Genomic DNA, 23,154 nt, shown 5'->3' on the forward strand with positions numbered 1-23,154 from the left:
GGCTGCTAATTCTTGCTGGCGTTGCTCTAAATCCCAGAAACCTGTTTGCCCCATTGCTGTTCTCGGATAGCCTAACTGCCGACATTTTAGCTGCTCATTCTCAAGTTGAGACACCCATTTTTCGATTTTTCGAGGTGCCCAAATGAATCACTTGAGTTGCTTGCTGAGCAAATACATTGTTTTCTTAAAAGTCAGACCTAAAGGATAAGAGCATAACAACCGCGCTGCACCGGAACGTACCTATATGGTCGGTTAAGCTGCAAAGGTTATTTGCATCCGGTGAGCGCGATCGTTAGACCTCAATCCCTTTAACCAATTGTATTTGTTTCGATCCGCTGGATCGTGGGTAATACTAGACAAAACTGATGTTGGCAGTACTATGGCAAATTTGCTCCTCTTTACTTGGGTCTTCTTAATTTTTTGGTCTATTATCCTCATTTTTTCCAATGGTTTATGGGCATTCCTGACATTTATACTGTCTTGTGTTGTCCTAGCAGCTTGGTCTAATACTCCAGAAGCTAAGGCGATTCGTGGGAAGCAAGAAGCCGAGGCTAAACGTGCTGAACTTGCTGCTGCTAAAGCCGCCGAAGGGTTAGAGAAAAATTTTCAACAATTGTCTAAAGACCCTACCAATACTAAAGCATTAGATTATGTTTTAGAGGTGCTTGAGGGTCTCAACAAAGAAAAGCTTAAACCTCTAATTAGCAGCATAGTCTTACCGTTGTTGAAGATTAAACCATTAGATGAGCGCGTACGTGCTGTGGTATTTTCGTGTGCTCAAAGATCTATTTCTCGTTCTGCTTTGTCCACTCAAGTTCCATCTAAAGTTTTTTATGATGCTGCTCTCGATATTCTTCAGCAGCATCCAGAGCAGATATCCCTTAAACAATATGCTTTAGAGGTTGGTCGTTGGCATTACTCGATAGCTAGACCAGATGGCAAGGTCACAATATACGATGAACAATCTATACAAAATGACATTCTTGTTAGATCAAGATAGCATCCTAAAAACGTTGGCTTAGAGCTTTTGGTCTATATTGAAGATCTAAAGGAGTGATCTGTGAAAGCGCGTGATTTTATCAAACCTGGTGAAAACATCTTAGTTATCTTTACTCATGGCATTCACTTTGAACTCCATGATGACAGTACAGGTTCAACAGGCGAATGGGAAATTGATGCAACTCGTCCAGTTGATCGAGTTATTATCTATCACCGAAATGATGAGTTGAAAACCAATACTTTATATATTGCTAATCATGCTGGTGTAGAGCCAGCTAATAGGCAAGGACGACATAACATTCAACTCACTCATGTTCAATACATCGGGGTAACATCTAAAAATTGGCTTGAGTTCGCTGAGGGTGGGCAAAATCCAATTCGGTATCTTCCGTAAACTCAACTCAGTACCGATGAATTTGGATAATAGGCGACGGTCTAACAACCCGATTGGAGCGGACTGTTGCTAGATCCAGGTGAAACTGCAAAAAATACTCACCGCCGCTCAATCAGAACGTTAGACCGCTTATCTTTCGGTGATGGCAGTTCTTCCAGACCTCTAACAAATATTGAAGTCAGTTCCTCAAAGAATTAGCAATATCCCATATTTGAGGAATAGTTTAGGAAGGGTTATATTGAGCGTTCCGATAAAATAGCATTTAAGCCTAATGATAATTGGGATGATTGGTGGATGAGTAAAAGCACAAAAAAGTCTAAATTTGATTTTGATCCCGAAGGCGATTGGGGGTGTCTTTGGCAGGATAAATATGGCAGTGGTGGAAACTTAGAATTTTGTCTCGATATGGTTTCTGACCACATCGAAAATGATGACTGCGATATAAATCAAGTTCGCTATCAGTTGCTCAAAGAAGGGCGTGCTAGTGGCAATTGGTGGTCAATTTGGTATGAGGAGGTTGAGGATGATGAGATCGAACTAGAAGATAGTTCTGATTCTGAGCAAGAACCATTGTGTTATTCCTATGAGGATGTTGATTAGGTTCTTAATATCACCTGCGGGTTATCAGATTTGACAGCAAAAGCTCGGTCTAACAATTCGGGTGCAGCGGATTGACCGAAGCCGCTTGGGTGAGATGCAAGGGTATTGGCAACCGCTGACCCGAACCGTTAGCAAGACCTACATAACCAGAGAGTTGAAGTTATGCTTCATCTCCCTGGGCGCACAAGGCTTATCCTTAAAACTCTAGTGTAGGGGCAGAGTGCGATTGTAATAGGCGGTTGAATCCAATCCGTCGCCATTCCGTTGGTTCGGATTAATGCTCTTTTCTAAGGCTTCAACCCGATTTTCTGGGTCAGGGTGAGTACTGAGGAACTCGAGGGGTGAGCCGCCTTGATCCCCTAGCTTCTGCATGAAATCTGGCATAGCCGATTGAGCATAGCCAGCATCACCGATCATGCTCAGGCCCCGTTGGTCTGCATCATACTCATCCTCACGACTGTTGGGACGCCTTAGGAGAAGTTCTACACCAATCTGGGCGATCTTACCAGGGTCGAGTCCGGCAGCCGTCGCAAGTCCTCGACGAACGGCATCCGCACGAATTTGTTGTAACAGATGCTTTCCGTCAATGTGGCCGATTTCATGGCCGACAACACCGGCAAGTTCAGCCTCATTGTCTGCAAGCTTCATGAGACCTGTTGTGATATACACATACCCCCCCATTGTGGCAAAGGCATTAACCTGATCATCGGCTATGACTTGAAAGGTATAGGTTAACTCATTAGCCCGATCGCTATGGGGCACCAAACGTTTACCAATCTGTACGACATAATTCTGAATGCCGGGATTTCGGTAGAGCCTAAACTCACTTCTCAACAAATCCCGATTCATTATTTGACCTATTTTCATCTCCTGTTCAGGAGATATGCGATTAAGCTGAATCCTTTGGTTGGTCTGAGTGCCGCCTCGAATTCGATCGCGCACCCTGGATGCCTGGGATACCTGGGCTTGACTAAGCCAAAGGCTCATTGCGGTGAGAACCGCTAGGAGAAGGTATCCCAGCCGCTTTCGCAACACGGGGGACTGTCTAAGCACTTGACAACCGAAACTGAGTTGAGATTTAAGAGTTGGAGACATGATAATTGAGATGATCTAGAAAGAAGGGGAACCGTTCGCGTAGCGTGTATAAAGCGCAAACCAACAATGGGTTAGAAGTCCCCCCTTTTAAAAAGGAATGCCAGTTGTTACCAATCCAAATCCAGATCTGGCAGGCGATTCTTGAGGCTGTAGGGTTCATCAATGACTGGATCAGTGATGTTCAAATCCTCGCGCCATTGACGCACTGTTTTATCCCAACCATCTTCCCATCGCTGAGCAATTAGCGGCTTCTTCATTTGGATTGCCATCCCCATGCCTCTCGCTATTTGCTGCGTTATATCTGGAAGTTTTTCCGGTTGTTTTTTCAGCGCCATACCGATGCTGGCAACCTGAAGCATTACACCCATTGGATAACCAATTTGCACTGCTTGAGTAGAGAGCACACCTAACTCTCCGCCTGTGGGGCCAAACCCCGTCACCAGGTGAACGAGATCGTGGGTTTTGCGAAGGCGCATGGTCAACCAGTCTTCATCCGTTTCGATCTCGCGATGGCGGAAGAAATTCGGGTCAAAGCCCAGTGCCTTCATCACCGTGGCATAAGTATGGCCCAGGGTGCCGCGAGACAATTGAGATAGGGCTTCAAGATCGATCGCTGGACCCAGATAACGACTTTCCATCATTGCGCGCGCTTCAGGGCTTGCCTTGACCCGATCGACACAGACTTTCATCTGATGGCTGCCCCGAAAGTTATCTTCAATGTCAAATACGCTGTCAGTATTCTCCCCCATTGATTTGAGTAAATCGGTAACGGAATGTAGATTGCGGACGGTACGGCTCAACTCTTCAAATCGTTTCAGCATTAGTTTCTCCTGGATTGTAGATTTGGTGATTGGTCAGACTGTTGAGGACATGCTGAGTTTGGCATGTCGGCAATGCCAGCGGACAGGTCGGGGAACCACGACATTGCGGCACCAGTAACCCCGGAATAGAATCAATCAGCATCGGCTTGGTTTACCTGCTTTTGAGACTTTGGCTTGATGCGACTCATGGCGATCGCAAAGACTAGATTCATCGGAGTCAGCAACACACTAAACCCAATCATCATCGCCTCAGCATTCTGATTGACCACACTGCTCGTAGCGATTAAGAAGCAAATTGCCACATTTCTCATGCTGGTACTGATTGCCAACACCTTACGATTTTCTAGTTCCGGTCCGCCCAATTGCCAACCGATGAACCACGCCATCCCAATAAACACCACGATCACAGCCAACCCATTCCATGCCAGTGCTTGAGTATCCAGAACTTTGAGCTTATATGTGAGAACCGTCAATGTAATGAACAGGACAATCGATAAAAAGGAAGATAGCTTTTGCAATTTCGTGGCGATCGACGCTAGCCAATGTTGAATGACCTGTCCTGCCAGAAACGGAGGGATAATCAAGAACAACAGGCGACCGATGAGTGACACAACAAATCCATCCGTTGCGGCAATGCTAGGAAAAATCAGATGAATCAGCACCGGTGTAATGACGATGGATAGGAGCGACAACAGAAAAATCAACCCCACTGCATAGGCAAGATTGCCTTTGGCAACACGAGCAAAATGCAGACACAGCATCCCTCCAGGAGCAAGGGCAACCATTAGAAAGCCCACAGAAATATCGGGCGGTAGTCTGAATAACCAAGCTAAAATCATGCCCAAAATCGGCAGTGGAATGAAATTTGCAAACAGCGATCGCCCCATCAAGCTTGATTTCATGAGCGCCAGAATTTCTTGCTTCGGTTTCTCTAGCGCTACGGACAAGAGAAATGTAAACAGAAACCAGAAGATGACTATTTTGATGGAACTAGGCAGAGGATTATCAATCATCGCTTCCTCCGATACCGCGCTCTAAGATCCGGACGAAGTCGTCTAGAATTTTGCTAATGGCATCCTTGTCTACATCAGGGTTATCCTTAACTAATTGATTTACATCTATTCCTAAAACGATCGGAATAAAGCGTCTGAGTTCAATGCCCAAGGTGACAATCATGAACGCAGCAATATTAGGATTGATCTGAGCTGAAAGTTGCCCTTGGTTAATGCCCTCTTGCACGCACCGTCGCATAAATTCGATTAAGCCAGCCTTTGTTCGCCTAAAGACTTCCTCCCGAAATGGCACATCGCCATAAAGAGGTCCCCGAAACAGAATCTGAGTAAAAGCTGGATTCGCCAATTGAAACTCTAAATTTGCTTGAAATAAGGCTCGCAAATACACGAAAAACCCAGCTTGAATGCTCGGAAGATTGGCCGTGGCAATGAAGGCTCTCCTTACCTCCAGTACCCAATCAACCAGGTAGAGATACAAGTCTTGTTTATTTTCAAAGTATTGGTAAAAACTACCTTTGGCGATTTTCGCTTGGCTGACAATACTTGAGATCGACGCCGCTTCATAGCTATGGTTGGCAAACTCCGCGATCGCCGCGTCAATAATGACTCGCCGCTTCACATCAGGCAGATTGAAGAAGGTTTGGGATGGCATAATTTCCACTAAGCAGTCATATGACTGACTGGTCACATGACTGCTTAGTCACATCCTATTGTGAGCACTTGCAATTTGTCAATCCCTTGTCTCGAAACCTCATCTGGTTATGGGTGAAGGGGCGATCACCCCCAGCCGAGAGGTTGAGTTCATGGAGGTTTTCGGTCAACATTAAGCGTCCCAAAGAATTTTCTGTCTTCAGTAAAAGGTTGAGTACAACGATAGTGGTTATGGGAGGGAGGTTAGGAGAGGTGTGGTGGTGACGATCGCCGGACAACGCTGGCTAACAACCCAAATGCAGCGGACTGTCGAGAGACACCTGTGCTGAGTTTGAGATGTGGGCAGCCGCTGATTTGGAACGTTAGACCGCTAGGCGATTAGTGGGTACTTTATAGGCATTGCTCTTTGAAGTTGCCTAAAGGTGGAGAAAGCGCGATGAGTGATTTTTATGAGTTCGCTTTGTTGCTGGGTAATGTTCTAGACGTGTGGTTCTCAAGTTTAGACTGCCCTTCCAAACTCAAATCGATTCATGAATAACCCCAAACCAATGTCGTGCATTCTGACGGACTTGGAAGCCGCTTCCACCCGTTGAACAATCGTGACTGAAGTTGGCTTCAACTGCTGGATTAACGGTTCATTCACTGGACGAATGCTCGTTCTTGGTTTAAGTCCCTCTGGGACTGTCTTTCTATGGACACAACTGGACTCGAACCAGTGACCCCCACGATGTCAACGTGGTGCTCTAACCAACTGAGCTATGCGTCCGGGACGGTATAACAATATAACATACGATTCTGGGATTAAAACATCTATTCGCTTAAGACATAAATACTGGTGCCCTACCCTTTTGCCCTACTCTTTAAGTTTCTCAACATTTTGCCACCTAATTGGTTAAACTTCGTTGCGAAGCCAAAACCTTGCCTCCCCGCGTGATAACTTCGTTTACGTTGATTCATAACCAAAAAGAGTTAGGAAAGGAGAACACTTTTGGATACGCGTTCACGGCAGGCTCTCGATTCCTCTCCCCGCGAAGACTTTAGTGAATACGTTGCCCATCTCCAGCTTCACATGTCTTTGCATGCACGTAATCTGGTTCCTACTCTCACGCAAACCGCTGATAGCCGGGAAGAGCTTCTGCACCAGACCCAGGCGACCTTTGAGAAATTGGTTTCTCGTCAGGCTCTTTAGCCGTATTAATTCTTTACTCGTCTATTTACTTGAATCAGAGCTGAGTTCCAGCTCTGATTTTTTGTAGTGAATTGGGATTGAATCTTGTCCCAAACGTTTTAGTCTCCCTACCGGAGGGGTAGAAATCAAGCCCCAAAAGTGTGGAAAGTTCGCCATAAATTCTGCCTTTGAGGGCGGGCAAAGGTAGAGACATAGTGATTAACTGGAAGAAGTAGGCTGAGTTTTGGCGATTTTTGTGCGTAACGGCTGTGTATTTGTGGGAATAAAGATGTGAATGAAGGCATTTTTGCCCAAAAGTCTATCGCTCTATACACGGCTAATCCCGAAGCCTCTTGTTACAATGCTTTACATAGCTGTCTCACCCTTGACTGCAACCCCATGAATGCCAAGACTGCAAACCTTGAATCGGTTCCCTTTATCTCAGATACGCTTGCCGTCGAGACTCCTGGGCAGGACTACCCTGAGCTGGTTGAACCGTCTGTAGCTCCAACCATGACGGTTGAAGGAGAGTTGCTGTCTGAATTTGAAGACCAGTTAAAGTCCGCTCAGCCATTTTCTGGGCAGGTAGATACCCCGGCTTTACGGTACGACTCGGAGGTCATTTCTGCTTACTATCGGCGACGTCCTTTTGCCGTGATGGGAAGAATTTTTCAAATCTTTTTTCCCTTTTTCAAGTTTGGGCTGAACTGGTGGTTGAGCCGGGGTACTACGATTAGCGAACAGAAACGGCGGCAGCAAGCAATTCGTCTGCGCGAAATTTTGACCCGGTTGGGGCCTGCATTTATTAAGGTGGGGCAGGCGCTTTCAACTCGTCCTGACTTGATTCATCCAACCTTTATGGATGAGCTTGCCAAGTTGCAAGATCAGTTGCCTGCTTTTGACAATGCGGTGGCATACCAGTTTATAGAAGAAGAATTGGGAGGCTCTCCTGAAGCAATTTATGCTGAGTTAACTCCAGAGCCGATCGCCGCCGCCTCTTTAGGGCAAGTCTATAGAGGCAAACTCAAAACAGGCGAGGAGGTTGCTGTTAAAGTTCAGCGACCTGGACTAGCTCAGGGAATTGCCCTGGATATGTATATCCTTCGGACGCTGGCCCATTTGGTGAAGACGCGGGTGAAGTGGGTGCGGAGTGACCTGGTTGGCATTATGGATGAATTTGCCACCCGCATCTTTGAGGAGATGGACTACACCCAGGAAGGTCGCAATGCTGAGCGATTCGCTCAACTGTATGGCAATATTCCAGACATTTATGTACCCCGTATTTACTGGGAATACACGGGACGACGGGTGCTAACAATGGAGTGGATCACAGGCACCAAGCTGACTCAGCCAGAGGCGGTTCGCGCTCAAGGGGTAGATGCTAGCTATCTGATTGAGGTGGGTGTGCAGTGTTCCCTGCGCCAGCTTTTGGAGAATGGGTTTTTTCATGCTGACCCCCATCCTGGGAACCTGTTAGCCACACCGGATGGCAAACTGGCTTACCTGGACTTTGGCATGATGAGTGAGGTGAAGCCACCCCAACGCTATGGGCTGATTGAGGCGATCGTCCACCTGGTCAATCGGGATTTTGAAGGACTGGCAAATGATTATGTAAAGCTAGAGTTTCTCAGCCCTGATACGGATCTGACCCCGATTATTCCTGCTTTTGCGGCGGTATTTAGCAATGCTTTGGGAGCCAGTGTGGCTGAAATCAATATCAAAAGCATTACTGATCAGCTTTCAGCGTTAATGTATGAGTATCCGTTTCAGGTGCCTGCTTACTATGCCCTGATTATCCGATCGCTGGTAACCCTGGAAGGGATTGCGATCAATGTCGATCCGGAATTTAAAGTCTTGAGTAAGGCTTATCCCTATGTGGCAAAGCGGTTGTTAACAGACCCAGCCCCCGAACTGCGGGCATCCCTACGGGACCTTCTGTTCAAGGATGACAGCTTCCGCTGGAACCGGCTGGAAAATCTGCTCCGGAATGCCCGTAGCAGTACAGATTATGACTTGGGACAGGTGGTGGATCAAACCTTAGATTATCTGTTCTCGGAACGGGGAGAACTGATCCGGCAAAAGCTGGTGAATGAAGTCGTCAAAAGTGTGGATACTTTTGCAGTGAACACGTTTAACCGCTTTAGCCTCACCCTCAACGAGCAATTGGGGTTAACTGTTCATCGTTCCACGGTGTCATCTGACAGTCAAAAAACGTTAGATCACATCAAACGAATCTGGGGTATTTTGCAGGAAACTCGCGGTTTTGACCCAACCAAAATTCTGCCAGTAATTCCGCGTTTGTTATTTAACCCGAATGTCCACCACATGGGGCAACAAATTGTCGGTGGATTAACTCAACGGGCGATCGCTCGGTTTATCCGTGAATTTCTCCTGGCTGAAGAACTCGCTTCTGCCACTGACCCACTAACCAATCCGTTGCCATCTAACCAACCTCGGCTTTCTCCGGCTGGGTATGGTAAATAAGGTGTGAGGTGCTAGGTGTGAGGTTCCCCAGCAACTAGTGGCTTGGACGTGATTCTCCGCCGAACGGTCGGGTGTCAAACATAAACGTCTTCTACCTTTAACCTTCCGCCTTCACCCGAAAATTTGAACCGAAAATTTGAAACCTCTCAACCTTCAATTGGTACAGGGTATCAATCTTCCTGCCTTAGTTCCCTGCTTGTCGCCAGTCCATCAACAAACGCCTCAAACCTCACACACCTGCACACTCGACAAACGGGACTCCATCAGCCGATTCATCCAGGATTCCAGATATACCCGATTTTGCTGCTGCTGTTCTGGATCGGTTGTGTCGGATGGAAACGGCATCAAGCCCAGGATGGCGGCTGTCGTGACGCAAAACATGGATTTCTGGAAACTGATACAAATTTTTACGCGCAGATCGTTTTCACCTCTGGGGGGACGTTGATAAAAGGTGTGCAGGTAATCCGGTAAAAAGTGGGTCATGTCCTGCATCAGGAGGGTGGGCGGAATACCGGCTCCCCCAATGGGTAGTGGGTCAGCATAGAGGGCACCGTAGGAGAAAAGCTCCTGCTCCGGGGGGATTTGCCGCGCCTGGGCGTTGTAGGATACCGTACCCATGAAAGGAAACGAACGGAAGAAAACCGCTTCAACGTAGGGTACAGCCGTGTCCATCAGAAAAGTAAGCCCGGCAGATTTGGGAATAATTTCATACTCCTGACCACGAATATTAATCGCATAGGTGATGGGCTTATCAGCCGCAGCAACCAGCCCTTGCAGGACGTGATTCACCACATCGGGAATGGTTTTGATTTCGCCCCGGTCGTAGCGATCGGACAGAGTCAGAAACATATCGCTCATCACTCGCCAGAACTGCCCTAGCCCGCTATAGTAAGCCATTTGTCGTACCTGTTCAGGCAGAAAATCAGGGAACCCTGTGGCTAACCCCTGCATCAGGAAGTTGCCTTGTAGCTTTGCCTGAATTGCCTGTTGTGCCCGATCGCAAAATTCCGGTGTATCCAGATAGGTATCTAGCTTGCCACCCCCATGCCAGAACATTGCTTTCATGCAGTACTCGGCGAATTCGTAATTGATGCGATCGTGCCACCAGTGGCGCAGCAGCTTACCCGGCGAAATTTCACCATTGAAGTACTTAAAAAAGGGAAACAATACCAGGAATTGATGCTCAGAAATATAGAGCAGGTTACGCCAGTAGGCATCCAGAACCACTCCATAGCTCTTGAGAATACCTACTACTTCCATAACATTTTCAGGTGAATCTGGTAGAAGGGCACCGCCAGACTCCAACCGAGCAATGATATCTGCCAGGGGATGGTTTGAAGAAGGGGTTTTGCGAGTGCTGACCATAGGGGAAGAGGAGAGTTGAGAGTTGAGAGTTGAGAGTTATGGGCGAAGGCAGAAGGTAAAAGGCAGAAAGTAAAGGGCAGAAGGCGGAAGGTTGCCTAAGATCTGACACTTAACACCTGACCCCTCACTTCCTACCACCTACCACCTTCTAACAACCAACAATGCTTTATCCTTTATCCTTCACAACTAACTGTTGATCGGTTGCTCCAATAACGGGATAGGAGATAAGCATGGCGGTTGTGGTCGGTTCAGTCCATTTCAATAACCAACTGGGTTGTAACCCCAAAACGGCAATCAGGACAGCGAGAATAAAGCCAGGGATGCGTTCTGACCATTGAACGGGGGGCAACGTCGAGAATTGCACGGGCAGGCGACCGAAGAAAGTGCGGTTGACCAGGAGCAAAAAGTAGACTGCCGTTAAACCTGTCCCAATCATGCTGAGTAGGGTTTGGACGGGAAATACGGGAAAACTGCCGCGAAAAATAATGAATTCGGAAATGAAGCCCATCATGCCAGGGATTCCGGCACTTGCCATGACCCCTACGACCATTAAGCTGCCAATAATCGGTAATCCCCGTTCGGGCGTAAGCAGTCCACGCAGGATGTTGATATCGCGGGTGCCTGTTTTGTTATAAACCACGCCAACCAAGAGAAATAGGAGGGCAGATATGAGACCGTGGCTGATCATTTGGAACAATGCTCCCAGGACGCTCAGGGGGGTTGCAGCGGCGGCAGCCAGCAGGATGAAGCCCATATGCCCAATCGAGCTATAGGCGACCATTTTTTTCATATCATTTTGGGCGATCGCTGTAAGCGCCCCATACAATACAGTCACCACCGCCCAAATGGCTAACCAGGGAGACAAAACTGACCATGCTTCTGGAAACAGCCCCAGCCCAAACCGCAAAAGCCCATAAGTTCCCAATTTTAGCAAGACCCCTGCCAGCAATACGGAAACGGGCGTAGACGCTTCAACGTGCGCATCCGGTAGCCAGGTATGGAGGGGGAACAGCGGAATCTTGATACCAAAACCAACCAGCAAAGTCCCCAATAGTAAGATCTGACTTGCCAGCGGTAGAAACTGGCTGCGGGTCGGATCATACTCAAAGGAGGAGGCTCCGCTTAACCAGGTCAAGCCCAGGAATGCAATCAGAATTAAAACCCCAGAAATTGCGGTGTAGATCAGGAATTTGGTCGCTGCATAACCCCTCTTTGCTCCACCCCAGATTGCAATTAAAAAGTAAAGAGGAATCAGTTCAACTTCATAAAAGAGGAAAAATAGCAGTAGATCTTGTGCCAGGAAAGCGCCAGCCACTCCGGCATTGAGCAGCAGAATCAGCGTGTAGTAAAGCCGTGGACGCTGAACCGAGTCATCGGTACTGTAAACGGCAATCCAGGTCAGGAGTCCGTTTAGGACGATCAACGGTAGGGATAAACCATCCAGTCCCAGTCGGTAAGTTAAGCCGAGCGAATCAATCCAGGGCAGGCTTTCTATGAATTGTAAATTAGTGATGCCAACATCAAATTTGATTCCTAAAAGAATTGACCAGAATAACGCCAGTACCGTCACTAGCAGAGCAATGGCACGGCTATAGCGGGGTGCGATCGCACCAGGCAGCAGGGCAAGCGCAATGGCTCCTAAGAGGGGAATGATGATCAGGGCGCTGAGCATAGGGAAGGGAGGGAGGAAGAAGTGATGTGGTCAGTGGTCAGTGGTCAGTGGTCAGTAGTCAGTGACCATAAACTGCAAAACTCTTAATTCATTACTCAACGTCTACCACGCTAAGAATGTCAGGAGTGCTCCAAAGATGCTGACCCCAACCAGGATGGTTAGCAGGTAGAACTGGGATTGCCCCGAAATACTGTATTTCAAACTTTCGCCGCTGAAGATGGAAGCTAATCCGACAAAATTAACGACTCCATCCAGGACGTAGCGATCGAACCAGGCATTGAATCGGGAAATCCGGTCAACCAACCAAACTACAGTGACTTTATAGAGGATATCGATATAAAAATCGTATGCCAGTAAATCCTGAGCAAATTTGAGGGGTATCTGAATCGGGCGTGCCCAGGTGCGGTTCAGGTAAATGGTTGAACCAATGGCAAGCCCAATGACGCTGGATAGCACCAGTAATGCCACTGCGGCCCAGTTCAGGTAGCTCCAATCGGGCAAAATGTACAGACGTTGGAGCATGAAGGGAACCAGCAGTGTGATGATCGTTAATGCCACCATTGGAACTGCCATGGTCCAGGGAACTTCTGGGGCGCGTCGGGTTTTAGGTTGAGGCTGTCCCAGGAAGACCAGGCGAAACACACGGGTCAAATTGAAAGCCGTCAGAATATTGACGATTAAAAGCACAGCTACCAACCAGGGCTGACCATACCAATAGGTATCCACCCCTTCATAAAGCGCCCAGAAACCTCCCAGGGGCAGTAGACCAACCAAGCCAGCGATTCCGACGATGAAAGCAACGGTGGTTGCAGGCATGCGTGACCATAGCCCACCCATTTCGGTAATATCCTGACTGTTAGTCGTAAGAATGACCGAACCAATGCTCATGAATAGGAGTGCCTTAGCCATGCCATGGGCAAACAGAACAAGCAGTGCCACATCTGTCCATTGCGTTCCTATGGCAATGAATACGATTCCCAGGTAGGCACTAGTTGAGTGGGAAAGAACACGCTTAATGTCGATTTGGGCGATCGCCACCAGGCAAGCGCCGATCGCCGTCATTGCCCCAATCGCAATCAGAGTCATTGATGCCACAGGTGATAGCACCAGAATTGGCTGAAGCTTAATCAGTACGTAAGCACCACAGGCAACCACGACTGAATTCCGTAGAATGGATGCCGGGTTGGGTCCTTCCATTGCCTCATCCAGCCAGAGGTGGAGGGGAAATTGGGCACATTTCCCAATCGGTCCTGCAATTAATGCCAAGCCCAGTAGGGCTGACACCGTGGGTGACAGTTCAGCAGTTTCCGCCCACTCATAAAGTTCGGGAAAATTGAGGGTGCCAGCCATCGTTCCCAGGGCGACGACACCCATTAGCAGCAAGACATCCCCTACCCGTTTGGTTAAAAAAGCATCGCGGGCGGCAGTCACGACCAGGGGTTGGGCATACCAGAAACCTACCAACAGGTAGGTCGAAAGAGTCAGCATTTCTAATAGGGCATAGCTCAGAAATAGCGACTCACTCAACGCCAAACCACTCATGGCAGCTTCAAAAAATCCCATCAAGGCAAAGAACCGTGCCAGCGCCCAGTCCTTTTCCATGTATCCCAGGGAAAATAACTGTGCCAGTAAGCTCAATGCCGTCACCAGTTCCACAGCCCCCATGCCGACGGAGGAAACATCGAGCATCAGGGTCAAATCCAGGTCAGCAGCTTGAAACCAATGGATGACGAGCGGCTGCACATCTTCTCCTAGAGTGATACGGAATACGAGGAATCCGTGCACTAGAGAAATAATCGTCATCAATAGGTTTAAGTAAGCAGCCGGTCGTGGTCCCGTGCGACGAATAATGCCGGCGGCCCACGGTAATGCCACAATTGCGCCAATCAGACCATAACAGGGGATCCACCAACTGTTCTGGAGGAGAAACTGTTCCATTAAAAACGACCCTTTTAAAATTTCACAGCGATTAAGTTAGCAAAAAATTCCCCAAACCTAATCTTTGGAAGGCTTGCAAACCTTTCTGGTATTGGAACCTAATGCATATTAAATGAATCTTAATTCTATTTTCAGCTTAAACCCAGTTCGACTCAAAAAGTAGACTGGTTCAGTTAGAAAAACATTTGTGGCGAATCACGAATTTTTATGTATAACCGTAACTTATATTTTATCAAGAATCCAATTATACCGATTGAAAAGAGTCTATGATGATTGAGGCAGAAATTTTGAGACCGATCGCTCCGGCATATTCTCAGCGATCGCGATTTAAATTAATCTTGAGATAGCTACTTTTCGAGGATCCCAGGCATTTGGCTGGAGAGTTCGGGTGGTAATCTGGGTTTCTTCAAGCCATCTAAAACCATTCAACAATCTAGGTTCGAATGTTCAAATCATAGGTTCGGTTCAGGTATAACTTCGATTAATGACTTAAATTTATAACTATCATTGGTCTTTATGTTGTCAAGCGTCATCGACCATCCTATTCTTAGGTGAGGCAATGTAAAAACCTTCATAAAGCTTGGAATAATGGCGTTTTCGCCCAAATTTTCATTCCTTGTTTTTACGATTAGTTTCACTTATCAGGAGACCAATAATGCCGATCGCAGTAGGAATGATTGAGACCAGGGGCTTCCCCGCTGTTGTAGAAGCGGCTGATGCTATGGTGAAGGCGGCTCGTGTGACTCTGGTTGGCTACGAGAAAATTGGTAGCGGTCGTGTCACCGTGATCGTGCGGGGGGATGTGTCTGAAGTGCAGGCTTCCGTTTCGGCAGGCGTTGAAAATGTGAAACGGGTGAATGGTGGCGAAGTGTTGTCCACCCACATCATTGCCCGTCCTCACGAAAACCTGGAATACGTTTTGCCGATTCGTTACACCGAATCAGTTGAGCAATTTCGTAGCTAGTAAAGGCGTTTCACCGAAACGTCTTTACCTGTTTGTTTTGATTTGACCTCATAGTTCATGGAAGGGAGTAATTACGATGGCAATTGCAGTTGGAATGGTTGAAACCCTGGGCTTCCCCGCTGTTGTAGAAGCGGCTGATGCCATGGTGAAGGCGGCTCGTGTGACTCTGGTTGGCTACGAGAAAATTGGTAGTGGTCGCGTCACTGTGATTGTGCGGGGGGATGTGTCTGAAGTGCAGGCTTCTGTTGCCGCTGGGATTGAGAATGTGAAACGGGTGAATGGCGGACAGGTGCTTTCTACCCACATTATTGCTCGTCCTCACGAAAACCTGGAGTATGTTCTGCCCATTCGCTACACCGAGGCAGTTGAGCCTTTCCGGGAGAGCGTTAGCGGTATTCGTCCCCTTAACCGCTCATAGTAGAAACTAATGCAGATTGCCAAAGTCCGTGGCACCGTCACCAGTACCCAAAAAGAACCTAGTCTCAGAGGGATTAAATTTTTGGTGTTGCAGTTGATGGATGAAGAAGGGCAGCCACTGCCCATGTATGAAGTGGCAGCCGATAGCGTAGGGGCAGGGGTGGGTGAGTGGGTCTTGGTTAGCCGTGGTAGTGCTGCTCGTCAAGTTCCGGGTAGTGAGCAACGACCAGTCGATGCCGCAGTGATCGCCATTATTGATACGGTCAGTGTGGAGAATGGTCTGCTTTACAGCAAAAAAGATCAGTATTGAGGGAAGGGTTTGGAGTCGGAGTTCAACGTTAGGAATTGAGAGTTAAGCGTTCTGGAACCATAACGAATCCAGGCACTTTGGCTGTTGTCTCCCAACTGCTGATTTCCACCTCCTGCCTCCTTCGCCATCCCCCCTTGTCACGGCTACCCTGCATTGCGTTTTAGTTTGGAGAGAGTTCTATGGCAGTCCGTAGCAGTGCGGCTCCGCCGACTCCCTGGTCGAGAAATTTAGCCGAACCTCAAATTCATGAATCGGCATATGTGCATTCGTTCTCGAACCTGGTTGGGGATATTCGCATTGGTGCCAATGTTTTAATTGCTCCGGGGACATCGATTCGAGCAGATGAAGGGTCTCCCTTTTATATTGGCGAAGGTACGAATGTTCAGGATGGCGTTGTCATTCATGGTTTAGACAAGGGTCGTGTGCTGGGGGACGATGAAAACTCCTATTCTGTTTGGATTGGGAATAATACCTCGATCACTCACATGGCTCTGGTTCACGGTCCTGCCTATATTGGATCTGACTGCTTTATTGGTTTCCGTTCCACGGTGTTTAATGCCAGAGTGGGTGATGGCTGCATTGTCATGATGCATGTGTTGATCCAGGATGTGGAAATTCCGCCCGGTCGGTATATTCCGTCTGGTTCGATTATTACCAATCAGCAGCAGGCGGATCGGTTGCCCAGTGTGAAGGAGTCAGATATCCAGTTTGCGACCCATGTGGTCGGTGTCAATAATGCGTTGCGATCGGGCTATCAGTGCGCTGAGAATGCTAACTGCATCACTTCCGTTCGTGATTCGAAAAATCAAACCAGTACTTCCGGTTGGTCAGAAATGAATACTTATTCTTATAGTCCGGCGAACGGTAATTTAGATGCCAACGTCGTCAACCAGGTGCGGCAATTGCTGGCGCAAGGTTATCGCATCGGTACGGAGTATGCAGATGAGCGGCGTTTCCAGACAAGTTCCTGGAAGAGTTGCACACCTATCCAATCCACCCGTGAATCTGATGTGATAGCAGGCTTACAAGCCTGTATGTCTGAGCATGGTGGTGATTATGTGCGCCTGATTGGGATTGACCCGAAGGCAAAACGGCGGGTGCTGGAAACTATTATTCAGCGCCCTGGGGGTAAGCCAGCGCCGGTTTCCCACAATGGATCGAGCTATGCCAGTCAGTCGGCTCCGTCTCAGTCGAGCTACCGTCCGGCACCCAGCAATTCTAACGGGCATACGGGCAGAGGATTGCCTGGTGATGCCGTTGAGCTAGTTCGCAACCTGTTGGCGCAGGGCGCCAGGATTGGCACAGAACATGCAGATGCGCGGCGTTTTCAGACAAGTTCCTGGTACACCTGTAGCCCCATTCAATCTAACCGGGAATCCGAGGTTTTGTCGCTGTTGGAAGGCTGCATGGCAGAACATGCCGGTGAGTATGTCCGATTGTTTGGCATTGACCCCAGAGCAAAGCGCCGGATGGGTGAGTTGATTATTCAGCGGCCCAATGGCAAAGGCACCGGATCCAGTTCTAACGGTTCTACTAAATCCTACACGGCTCCCAAATCCTCCTACACGGCTCCCAGTTCATCAGTGTCGGCGGGTGGTTATACATCAACCAGCCGGTTAGCGCCTGAAGTCGTGCAACAACTCAGCCAGTTGATTGGGCAGGGCTGCCAGGTGGGGCTAGAGTATGCAGATGAGCGCCGGTTTAGAACCAGTTCGTGGAACAGTGTGCCACCCATTCAGGCACGGCGGGAGTCGGAGGCGATCGCCGCTCTTGAATCTTTCCTGAGTGAGCACAGCAGAGATTATGTCCGGCTGGTCGGCATTGATCCAAAGGCAAAACGGCGGGTGCTAGAGCTGATCGTTCACCGTCCCGGTGATAAGTCGACAAGTGCCCCTAGCTCCTCGTATCAGTCCTCTGCGGCATCAGCCGGTGGATATAGTAGTTATGCTCCCAGTAGTGGTCGTTCCACGGGAGGATCGGTTGGGTCTGAAGTGAGCCAGCAGGTACACCAGTTGCTAGCGCAGGGCTACCGGGTCGGGGCTGAGTATGCGGATGAACGTCGCTATAAAACAAGTTCCTGGCAGACGGGAAGCATTCAGGGATCCCGGGAAGCGGAGGTGGTGTCTTCGCTACAATCCTTCCTGGGTGAACATCAGAATGACTACGTGCGGTTGATCGGGATTGATCCCAAGACCAAACGGCGGGTGGCTGAAACGGTGATTCATAAGCCAGCGAAGGCAGCGGTTCGTTAATTTTAAGCAGTCCCAGCACTTGGGGCTGCTTAATTATTAGCCGCGCAGTGGTTGAGAGGTTTTTTTGTTGATGTCTTTGCCGCCCCTCCAGTTGCGACCGATTAGTACATCCCACTATTACACCAGTGGCGATGTAATCATTCATGATGGAGCCGCGATCGCCCCTGGGGTTTTGCTTCAGGCAGATCCGGGGAGTCGTGTGATTATCAAAACCGGAGCTTGTATTGGCATTGGCTCAGTGCTCCATGCCAGCCAGGGCGCGGTGGAAGTGGGAGAAGGGGCAAACATTGGGGCAGAGGTGTTGCTGATTGGCAATGTTTCGATTGGTCCAAACGCCTGTATTGGGGCTGCGACAACAATTTGCAACTGGTCTATTGAGTCTCGACAGATGGTTCCCTCTGGTTCGCTGATGGGTGACACCAGTCGGCAGGCGGAGCAGCCGCTTCAGGTGACGGAGACAGTGCCATTGTCTTCCCCCGAATTACCATCGGAATCCCCTCAGAATGGACAGGCACCGCCGGAAGCTAGTTCGGCTGAACTAGCTGCACCCACCGAAAGTTCCGGGGTCAATGTGTATGGGCAGGTTTATGTCAACCAGCTTCTGGTCAAGATGTTTCCCAATAGCCACCGGGCAAATCAGCCTCCAACCGGGTCGAGCAAGCTATCTGCTTCGGATGATCCCTGGGAGGATTAGTGTTCCGTCAGGAAAATTTTGACGGGTCGAAGACCCGCGAAATTTAAACCCAATCAATAATTTGGATTTTGGTTACCCATCAATCATTGATTGACTTACCACTAGGGCCGATGGAATGATACTGACACCTAACACCTGGCACCTGCTATAGGATAGGAGTATTCACAACACCGCCAGTTAGAGAGCGAATGAGCCGCCGAGAAGATTTTACGGATACCGCATTAGGGTTGGTTTCTGCCCAGAGTTTTCCCGCTATTGTCGGGATTGCAGACCATATGTTGAAGTCTTCAGGGGTGACCCTGGTGGGCTATGAAAAGATTGGCAGTGGGCACTGTACGGCGATCGTCCGGGGAGGCGTAGCGGATGTGAGGCTGGCGGTGCAGGAAGGGGCAGAGCGGGCGCAGCAGTTTGGACAAGAGCTTGCGACCCTGGTGGTGCCGCGTCCCATGCCTAATTTGGAAGCAGTATTGCCGATTGGCAACCGATTGGCACAACTGGCTACCGGGCGTGGGCACAGTAAGTTAAGTAATCAGGCAGTTGGGCTGCTGGAGACACGCGGGTTTCCGGCAATGGTAGGTGCTGCCGATGCCATGATGAAGGCAGCCGATGTGGTCCTGGCAGCTTACGAGACGATTGGAGCGGGATTGTGTACCGCCATCATTCGAGGTTCGGTGGCGAATGTTGCTGTGGCGCTGGATGTCGGCATGGTCGAAGCGGAACGAATTGGCGAACTCCATGCGGTGATGCTGGTACCTCGTCCCCTGGAAGACCTGGATCAAACGCTGCCTCTGGCAAGTTGCTGGATTGAGGAATTGCAGCCGCTGAAGATCCCGATCGCGGTTAAGGAAACTGAGAAACAACTGATCGCTTTGCCGGAGTTGAAGCAACAGCAAAAAACGCTGGCAATGGCGGAACAACCTGCCATGCCAGAAGTAGAACCGCTGACCGTGGAACCCGTGGTAGAGCTGGTAGAGCTGAATGAGCTGAATGAGCCAGCCAGCTCTAAACTGTCCCAGGCATTGCCTGAGCCTGCTCCTTTGGAAACAACGGCAACCGAAGACCCCAGCGATTTAGACTCCTCGATAGACTCAGAGGATGGAGAGGTACCTAAACTGAAACGAAAGAAAACGAAAAAGCTAACGGGTGGCGCTGAATAGCTGTGGAGGCGAACTTTATTAGATCGCTACTACTCAGTTTTTCTAAGCTTCTCCACGAAAATGGCTTGTACCTCCCCTTCAGGATCAGCCAGTTCAAAGGGATAGGGTTGATAGGGAGTACTTGGATCACGACGACTCATGAGCACTTCCAAAGCTGACCTGAATGCCTCTTCATCGTTTCGGCGTGCTGAAATATACTGCTTTAGTTCAGCATTGGTCATTTGGTAAAGGTTTTGTGTCATAGAACAAAATCCCAATTGCCATCTTCAATTATTAACGCAAGCTCATCAGCTATCCTTAGCTTGAACGTTCGCGCTCACCGGATAGCGATAACCTTTGCAACTCAACCGACCCCTATTGGAGCGTTCCGGTGCAGCGCGGTTTTTAGGCTGTGAGTACTGCTCTGTATTCAAATATCTAGCTAAGATTGTATATTAAACTTTCTGTAAAGCATTTTCCTTAATTCGTCACTACCTCGTTTCACAAATTCATCCTCAGATTCATTCTCTAGAGGTTCACCAATTTGATCACTGAACTCAGATAAAAAAGCTTTATCTTGAACTAAGCTAGATACTTCTTCTGAAAACTTCTGCTGCTCACTACTAGGGATTGAAAACGGTGCTAAAAGCCCACCAACAGTTGTTTTTAGTCCTAATTGAATTGCTGGAAGTGTTGTATTGGATGCTAGTAGGGCTTTCGTAGGTGATTCTTGTACTTCATCCATAAACTCTTCGAGGTTACTCATAATTTACCTCCTCTTTGCTTCCACCATTTGTAAAAAGCACGAAGTATCTCCTCAAAAGCCTTAACAACCGCTTCAATAATTAATTTTTTAGTCCGATCATCTAATTCGTTCCATACCCTGAAGAACCATCGAAGTAGCAGCGCTCCAACTCCAAGTATTCCACTAAGTAACCACCACAAAGGAAAAACCATCTATACACTCCAGAATCTTGAGTGAGTAAATTCCGATAATTTGTAACCTTGAACGCTGGTAAATACAGTTATTGCACCTCGATTAATAAAATATAACTGCTGCATTACCAGCATTAGATTCAATTGACTAGCCATTAAAAGCACGATAGATGCCATAGGTAGCTAATCCTGCCAACGCCCCTATACCTGCACCAACAGGACCCGCTGCTGCACCAAAACCTGCACCACCGCCAACCATACCAGCCGCGGTCACACCCGTTGCCGCAACGACTCCATATCCTGCCGCTGCCCCTGCCGCTGCTGCCCCTGCCGCTTTTGCTCCTTCGTTGTTACTCATAACCAGTATCTCCAAAGTAAACTTGTTTCAAATTATACTCAGCCTATTTTGAACCTGACAAAGAGTGTTTCCCGTACCTTGTTTGTTCGTAGTCAGTATGAGGTAAACAGTTTATTTGGTGGTAAAGAGCGAAAACAGATGGTAGACTCACTACTTCGTTTTCAGGACAACTCAACTGTAACTTAGCGTTGAAAAATGAAAGATAGCCTTGAAGAACGTCCTCACCGAAAGATAAAGCAGCCTAACATTGGAGTTTAGGCTATAGATGAAGAAAAAAGGCAGGGGAAAGAAGTAGTGAGGGGGTTTTTAGTTTTTAGTTATTAGTTATTAGACTTCATCCTTTATCCTTCCTTCGGCCCCATAACTCACACCGGTTTGGCAAACACGATATTGGTCAACACCTGTTTGAACCCAACAGATTCGTAGAGATGTTTTGCTCCAGAGGGGTTTTCGGTATCCACTCCCAGTCTGGCGATTTCCATGCCTGCGGCTTTGAGCCGGTGTAGACCTGTCAGCAGCATTGCCCGTCCCAAACCCATCCGGCGAAACCCCCGGCGGCTGCCTAACAGGTGAACTCCTCCAATCTGTTGCCCTATGTGAGCGTTGTAAGTGGAATCGATTTCGCTATAACAAAATGCGGCAAAGGTACGATCGGGGGCGATCGCCACCAGGTCTAGCTCTGGTCGATAGTTTGGATTGTGCTTGATCCAGTGGAGGCATTCTTCCAGAGTCAACTCATGGTGGTTCCAGTGATCAATAAAGGACTGGTTAAACATCTCAACCCAGGGCTGGAGATCCTGTTCGCCGTTCATCTGGTAAAGCGTAAAACCCTCTGGAAAATTGGGCGCAGGAATGGGTTCCTGAAGCGATCGCTCCATGCGGAAGAAATAGCGGATTGGTTGAAAACCCTCCTGTTCCAGAAAAGCAATCCGGTTGGTCAGGGTTTCCCGCGTAGCCGTATGAAGACTGGTGGAAACGCCTCGCTCCTGACCGATTGACCGCATCACGGTGGTTGCCCAACCAATCATTTCCAGTTCCAGTCCGCGATCGCGAGCCTCTGGATGCACATTGAACCAGAGATTTCCTGCCGAAATTTCACTGGAGTCTGGAATCCATAGCATGGCAAAGCCAATCAACCGACCGTCGTCGTCTTCCCACAGGCGCAGGTCCCGCGCTGGTTGAAAGGAGGGAGCCTTGAAATCAGCCCGAAGTTCATCAAGCGAGACAAATGAATCGGAAATCTGATCGGCGATCGCACAGAGGTTGGCGAGATCGGCGATCGCGTGTAAATCCTTTTCTCCCTGGTAAGGACGAAAGGTTAGCATATTCATAAAAATTATCCGAATACTTAAATAGGCTTCTACAAATCACAGGCAAAGCACTGGGTTAGGAAGTAGTTTGGACTGACCAAAATTAACCCAAATGCTTTGCGCTAGGGCGCGTCATCAATTCCTCACCAAAAGCTTGAGGGAATAAGCATTAGCGCGCCCTTCCAAATCAAACAGGCTAGAGGCTGTAACTCTTTCTGCCGATTGGAACTAGCCGGTAATTGATGACAGCCCCTAGTGGTTTTAATGTTTCAGTTCAATTGTCAAGCAGACAATTTTTAGAGGAACAGTCTCCGTTCCAGATGATAGGTTGGTTGAATGTGATTGATAGGTTCCCTTGCTCCATCCCGCCGATTGTGTTCCTGGATTTTGTCATCCAGAGGAATTTTTGGTTGATTAGCGAGTTCAGCAGATTCAGGTTTTTCACTGGTTCTGGAAGGGAACTGGAATGGTTTGAACAGAGGAGAGTAGAGTAACACCATGATCTTTACCTTTTAGATGGGGGGCTGTTTTAGCTTCAGCAAACCATTTTGTTATTCCGCATTTAGAGAAATCCGTG

General features: G+C 48.4%; 25 protein-coding genes and 1 tRNA gene. 11 read left to right on the forward strand and 15 right to left on the reverse strand.

The features are described 5' to 3' along the window. The first annotated feature begins 379 nt into the window (after positions 1-379). The 3 genes from AC1S52_RS26085 (at position 380) to AC1S52_RS26095 (ending at position 1,993) form a co-directional block, all read left to right on the forward strand. Positions 380-1,000 (forward strand): hypothetical protein, encoded by a 621-nt coding sequence (locus AC1S52_RS26085; RefSeq protein ID WP_482031967.1) that lies wholly within the window; start codon positions 380-382, stop codon positions 998-1,000. A 60-nt stretch (positions 1,001-1,060) separates the two neighbouring features. Beyond that, positions 1,061-1,393 (forward strand): hypothetical protein, encoded by a 333-nt coding sequence (locus AC1S52_RS26090; protein ID WP_482031968.1) that lies wholly within the window; start codon positions 1,061-1,063, stop codon positions 1,391-1,393. Positions 1,394-1,687: 294 nt separating this feature from the next. Beyond that, complete coding sequence (locus AC1S52_RS26095) at positions 1,688-1,993, forward strand: hypothetical protein (protein WP_482031969.1); 306 nt, start codon at positions 1,688-1,690, stop codon at positions 1,991-1,993. A 204-nt stretch (positions 1,994-2,197) separates the two neighbouring features. Here AC1S52_RS26095 and AC1S52_RS26100 read toward each other — a convergent pair whose 3' ends face one another. The 7 genes from AC1S52_RS26100 to AC1S52_RS26130 all read right to left on the reverse strand — a co-directional run bounded on the left by AC1S52_RS26100 (position 2,198) and on the right by AC1S52_RS26130 (position 6,339). Then, positions 2,198-2,980: a M48 family metallopeptidase gene (locus AC1S52_RS26100; protein ID WP_482031970.1), complete on the reverse strand. Its 783-nt coding sequence runs from the start codon at positions 2,978-2,980 to the stop codon at positions 2,198-2,200. A 215-nt stretch (positions 2,981-3,195) separates the two neighbouring features. Beyond that, positions 3,196-3,909 carry a Coq4 family protein gene (locus AC1S52_RS26105; RefSeq protein WP_482031971.1) on the reverse strand — a complete coding sequence of 238 codons (714 nt, stop codon included), beginning with the start codon at positions 3,907-3,909 and terminating at the stop codon, positions 3,196-3,198. Next, a complete protein-coding gene (locus tag AC1S52_RS26110) occupies positions 3,893-4,051 on the reverse strand; it encodes a hypothetical protein (protein WP_482031972.1) in 159 nt (52 codons plus the stop codon). Before AC1S52_RS26110 ends, AC1S52_RS26105 begins: the two co-directional genes overlap by 17 nt. Then, complete coding sequence (locus tag AC1S52_RS26115) at positions 4,041-4,922, reverse strand: bile acid:sodium symporter family protein (protein ID WP_482031973.1); 882 nt, start codon at positions 4,920-4,922, stop codon at positions 4,041-4,043. The genes AC1S52_RS26110 and AC1S52_RS26115 overlap by 11 nt, the downstream gene beginning before the upstream one ends. Next, positions 4,915-5,610, reverse strand: coding sequence for a TetR/AcrR family transcriptional regulator (locus tag AC1S52_RS26120; RefSeq protein ID WP_482031974.1), 696 nt, complete (start codon positions 5,608-5,610; stop codon positions 4,915-4,917). The genes AC1S52_RS26115 and AC1S52_RS26120 overlap by 8 nt, the downstream gene beginning before the upstream one ends. Positions 5,611-6,072: 462 nt before the next feature. Beyond that, a complete protein-coding gene (locus AC1S52_RS26125; RefSeq protein WP_482031975.1) occupies positions 6,073-6,216 on the reverse strand; it encodes a hypothetical protein in 144 nt (47 codons plus the stop codon). A gap of 49 nt (positions 6,217-6,265) precedes the next feature. Further along, positions 6,266-6,339, reverse strand: a tRNA-Val gene (locus AC1S52_RS26130). Between the two features lie 222 nt (positions 6,340-6,561). Between AC1S52_RS26130 and AC1S52_RS26135 the strand changes: the two genes are divergently transcribed. Both AC1S52_RS26135 and AC1S52_RS26140 read left to right on the forward strand, forming a co-directional pair. Beyond that, positions 6,562-6,762, forward strand: coding sequence for a hypothetical protein (locus AC1S52_RS26135; RefSeq protein ID WP_482031976.1), 201 nt, complete (start codon positions 6,562-6,564; stop codon positions 6,760-6,762). 378 nt (positions 6,763-7,140) lie between these two features. Further along, positions 7,141-9,225 (forward strand): ABC1 kinase family protein, encoded by a 2,085-nt coding sequence (locus tag AC1S52_RS26140; RefSeq protein WP_482031977.1) that lies wholly within the window; start codon positions 7,141-7,143, stop codon positions 9,223-9,225. Positions 9,226-9,447: 222 nt separating this feature from the next. Here the strand turns inward: AC1S52_RS26140 and AC1S52_RS26145 are convergent, their stop codons facing one another. The 3 genes from AC1S52_RS26145 to AC1S52_RS26155 form a co-directional block, all read right to left on the reverse strand. After that, on the reverse strand, positions 9,448-10,590 hold the full coding sequence (locus tag AC1S52_RS26145; RefSeq protein WP_482031978.1) for a CO2 hydration protein: 1,143 nt from the start codon (positions 10,588-10,590) through the stop codon (positions 9,448-9,450). Positions 10,591-10,756: 166 nt separating this feature from the next. After that, positions 10,757-12,262: an NADH-quinone oxidoreductase subunit M gene (locus AC1S52_RS26150; protein WP_482031979.1), complete on the reverse strand. Its 1,506-nt coding sequence runs from the start codon at positions 12,260-12,262 to the stop codon at positions 10,757-10,759. Positions 12,263-12,364: 102 nt separating this feature from the next. After that, entirely contained in the window at positions 12,365-14,200 is a 1,836-nt protein-coding gene (locus AC1S52_RS26155) for an NAD(P)H-quinone oxidoreductase subunit F (RefSeq protein ID WP_482031980.1), read from the reverse strand. A 655-nt stretch (positions 14,201-14,855) separates the two neighbouring features. Here AC1S52_RS26155 and AC1S52_RS26160 point away from each other — a divergent pair. From AC1S52_RS26160 to ccmO, 6 genes are all read left to right on the forward strand, one after another. Next, positions 14,856-15,164, forward strand: coding sequence for a carbon dioxide-concentrating mechanism protein CcmK (locus AC1S52_RS26160; RefSeq protein WP_482031981.1), 309 nt, complete (start codon positions 14,856-14,858; stop codon positions 15,162-15,164). 76 nt (positions 15,165-15,240) lie between these two features. Beyond that, complete coding sequence (locus AC1S52_RS26165) at positions 15,241-15,582, forward strand: carbon dioxide-concentrating mechanism protein CcmK (protein ID WP_223050155.1); 342 nt, start codon at positions 15,241-15,243, stop codon at positions 15,580-15,582. Positions 15,583-15,591: 9 nt separating this feature from the next. Continuing rightward, complete coding sequence (gene ccmL, locus AC1S52_RS26170) at positions 15,592-15,891, forward strand: beta-carboxysome shell vertex protein CcmL (protein ID WP_482031982.1); 300 nt, start codon at positions 15,592-15,594, stop codon at positions 15,889-15,891. Between the two features lie 179 nt (positions 15,892-16,070). After that, the gene (gene ccmM / locus AC1S52_RS26175; protein ID WP_482031983.1) at positions 16,071-18,143 is read left to right on the forward strand and encodes a beta-carboxysome scaffolding protein CcmM; all 2,073 of its coding nucleotides are present in this window, start codon (positions 16,071-16,073) and stop codon (positions 18,141-18,143) included. A gap of 70 nt (positions 18,144-18,213) precedes the next feature. Then, complete coding sequence (gene ccmN / locus AC1S52_RS26180) at positions 18,214-18,837, forward strand: beta-carboxysome scaffolding protein CcmN (RefSeq protein ID WP_482031984.1); 624 nt, start codon at positions 18,214-18,216, stop codon at positions 18,835-18,837. Between the two features lie 188 nt (positions 18,838-19,025). Continuing rightward, complete coding sequence (gene ccmO, locus AC1S52_RS26185; RefSeq protein WP_482031985.1) at positions 19,026-19,994, forward strand: beta-carboxysome assembly protein CcmO; 969 nt, start codon at positions 19,026-19,028, stop codon at positions 19,992-19,994. Positions 19,995-20,023: 29 nt separating this feature from the next. Here ccmO and AC1S52_RS26190 read toward each other — a convergent pair whose 3' ends face one another. The 5 genes from AC1S52_RS26190 to AC1S52_RS26210 form a co-directional block, all read right to left on the reverse strand. Continuing rightward, on the reverse strand, positions 20,024-20,236 hold the full coding sequence (locus AC1S52_RS26190) for a DUF6887 family protein (RefSeq protein WP_482031986.1): 213 nt from the start codon (positions 20,234-20,236) through the stop codon (positions 20,024-20,026). Between the two features lie 179 nt (positions 20,237-20,415). Beyond that, on the reverse strand, positions 20,416-20,739 hold the full coding sequence (locus AC1S52_RS26195) for a hypothetical protein (RefSeq protein WP_482031987.1): 324 nt from the start codon (positions 20,737-20,739) through the stop codon (positions 20,416-20,418). Positions 20,740-21,057: 318 nt separating this feature from the next. Beyond that, complete coding sequence (locus AC1S52_RS26200) at positions 21,058-21,267, reverse strand: hypothetical protein (protein WP_482031988.1); 210 nt, start codon at positions 21,265-21,267, stop codon at positions 21,058-21,060. A 365-nt stretch (positions 21,268-21,632) separates the two neighbouring features. Then, the gene (locus AC1S52_RS26205; RefSeq protein ID WP_482031989.1) at positions 21,633-22,598 is read right to left on the reverse strand and encodes a GNAT family N-acetyltransferase; all 966 of its coding nucleotides are present in this window, start codon (positions 22,596-22,598) and stop codon (positions 21,633-21,635) included. 275 nt (positions 22,599-22,873) lie between these two features. Beyond that, positions 22,874-23,077 carry a hypothetical protein gene (locus tag AC1S52_RS26210; protein WP_482031990.1) on the reverse strand — a complete coding sequence of 68 codons (204 nt, stop codon included), beginning with the start codon at positions 23,075-23,077 and terminating at the stop codon, positions 22,874-22,876. Positions 23,078-23,154 lie beyond the last annotated feature (77 nt).

The sequence above is a fragment of the Kovacikia sp. CALU 1929 genome (assembly GCF_056784235.1).

Bases quoted from the DNA above. Each gene is read 5' to 3' on its own strand.
- AC1S52_RS26210 (WP_482031990.1), bottom strand. From the start codon at position 23,077: ATGGTGTTACTCTACTCTCCTCTGTTCAAACCATTCCAGTTCCCTTCC.
- AC1S52_RS26105 (WP_482031971.1), bottom strand. From the start codon at position 3,909: ATGCTGAAACGATTTGAAGAGTTGAGCCGTACCGTCCGCAATCTACAT.
- AC1S52_RS26085 (WP_482031967.1), top strand. From the start codon at position 380: ATGGCAAATTTGCTCCTCTTTACTTGGGTCTTCTTAATTTTTTGGTCT.
- AC1S52_RS26145 (WP_482031978.1), bottom strand. From the start codon at position 10,590: ATGGTCAGCACTCGCAAAACCCCTTCTTCAAACCATCCCCTGGCAGAT.
- ccmN (WP_482031984.1), top strand. From the start codon at position 18,214: ATGTCTTTGCCGCCCCTCCAGTTGCGACCGATTAGTACATCCCACTAT.
- AC1S52_RS26140 (WP_482031977.1), top strand. From the start codon at position 7,141: ATGAATGCCAAGACTGCAAACCTTGAATCGGTTCCCTTTATCTCAGAT.
- AC1S52_RS26115 (WP_482031973.1), bottom strand. From the start codon at position 4,922: ATGATTGATAATCCTCTGCCTAGTTCCATCAAAATAGTCATCTTCTGG.
- AC1S52_RS26150 (WP_482031979.1), bottom strand. From the start codon at position 12,262: ATGCTCAGCGCCCTGATCATCATTCCCCTCTTAGGAGCCATTGCGCTT.
- AC1S52_RS26200 (WP_482031988.1), bottom strand. From the start codon at position 21,267: ATGAGTAACAACGAAGGAGCAAAAGCGGCAGGGGCAGCAGCGGCAGGG.
- AC1S52_RS26155 (WP_482031980.1), bottom strand. From the start codon at position 14,200: ATGGAACAGTTTCTCCTCCAGAACAGTTGGTGGATCCCCTGTTATGGT.
- AC1S52_RS26100 (WP_482031970.1), bottom strand. From the start codon at position 2,980: ATGAGCCTTTGGCTTAGTCAAGCCCAGGTATCCCAGGCATCCAGGGTG.
- ccmM (WP_482031983.1), top strand. From the start codon at position 16,071: ATGGCAGTCCGTAGCAGTGCGGCTCCGCCGACTCCCTGGTCGAGAAAT.
- AC1S52_RS26165 (WP_223050155.1), top strand. From the start codon at position 15,241: ATGGCAATTGCAGTTGGAATGGTTGAAACCCTGGGCTTCCCCGCTGTT.
- AC1S52_RS26160 (WP_482031981.1), top strand. From the start codon at position 14,856: ATGCCGATCGCAGTAGGAATGATTGAGACCAGGGGCTTCCCCGCTGTT.
- AC1S52_RS26095 (WP_482031969.1), top strand. From the start codon at position 1,688: ATGAGTAAAAGCACAAAAAAGTCTAAATTTGATTTTGATCCCGAAGGC.
- ccmL (WP_482031982.1), top strand. From the start codon at position 15,592: ATGCAGATTGCCAAAGTCCGTGGCACCGTCACCAGTACCCAAAAAGAA.
- ccmO (WP_482031985.1), top strand. From the start codon at position 19,026: ATGAGCCGCCGAGAAGATTTTACGGATACCGCATTAGGGTTGGTTTCT.
- AC1S52_RS26195 (WP_482031987.1), bottom strand. From the start codon at position 20,739: ATGAGTAACCTCGAAGAGTTTATGGATGAAGTACAAGAATCACCTACG.
- AC1S52_RS26190 (WP_482031986.1), bottom strand. From the start codon at position 20,236: ATGACACAAAACCTTTACCAAATGACCAATGCTGAACTAAAGCAGTAT.
- AC1S52_RS26110 (WP_482031972.1), bottom strand. From the start codon at position 4,051: ATGCTGATTGATTCTATTCCGGGGTTACTGGTGCCGCAATGTCGTGGT.
- AC1S52_RS26205 (WP_482031989.1), bottom strand. From the start codon at position 22,598: ATGAATATGCTAACCTTTCGTCCTTACCAGGGAGAAAAGGATTTACAC.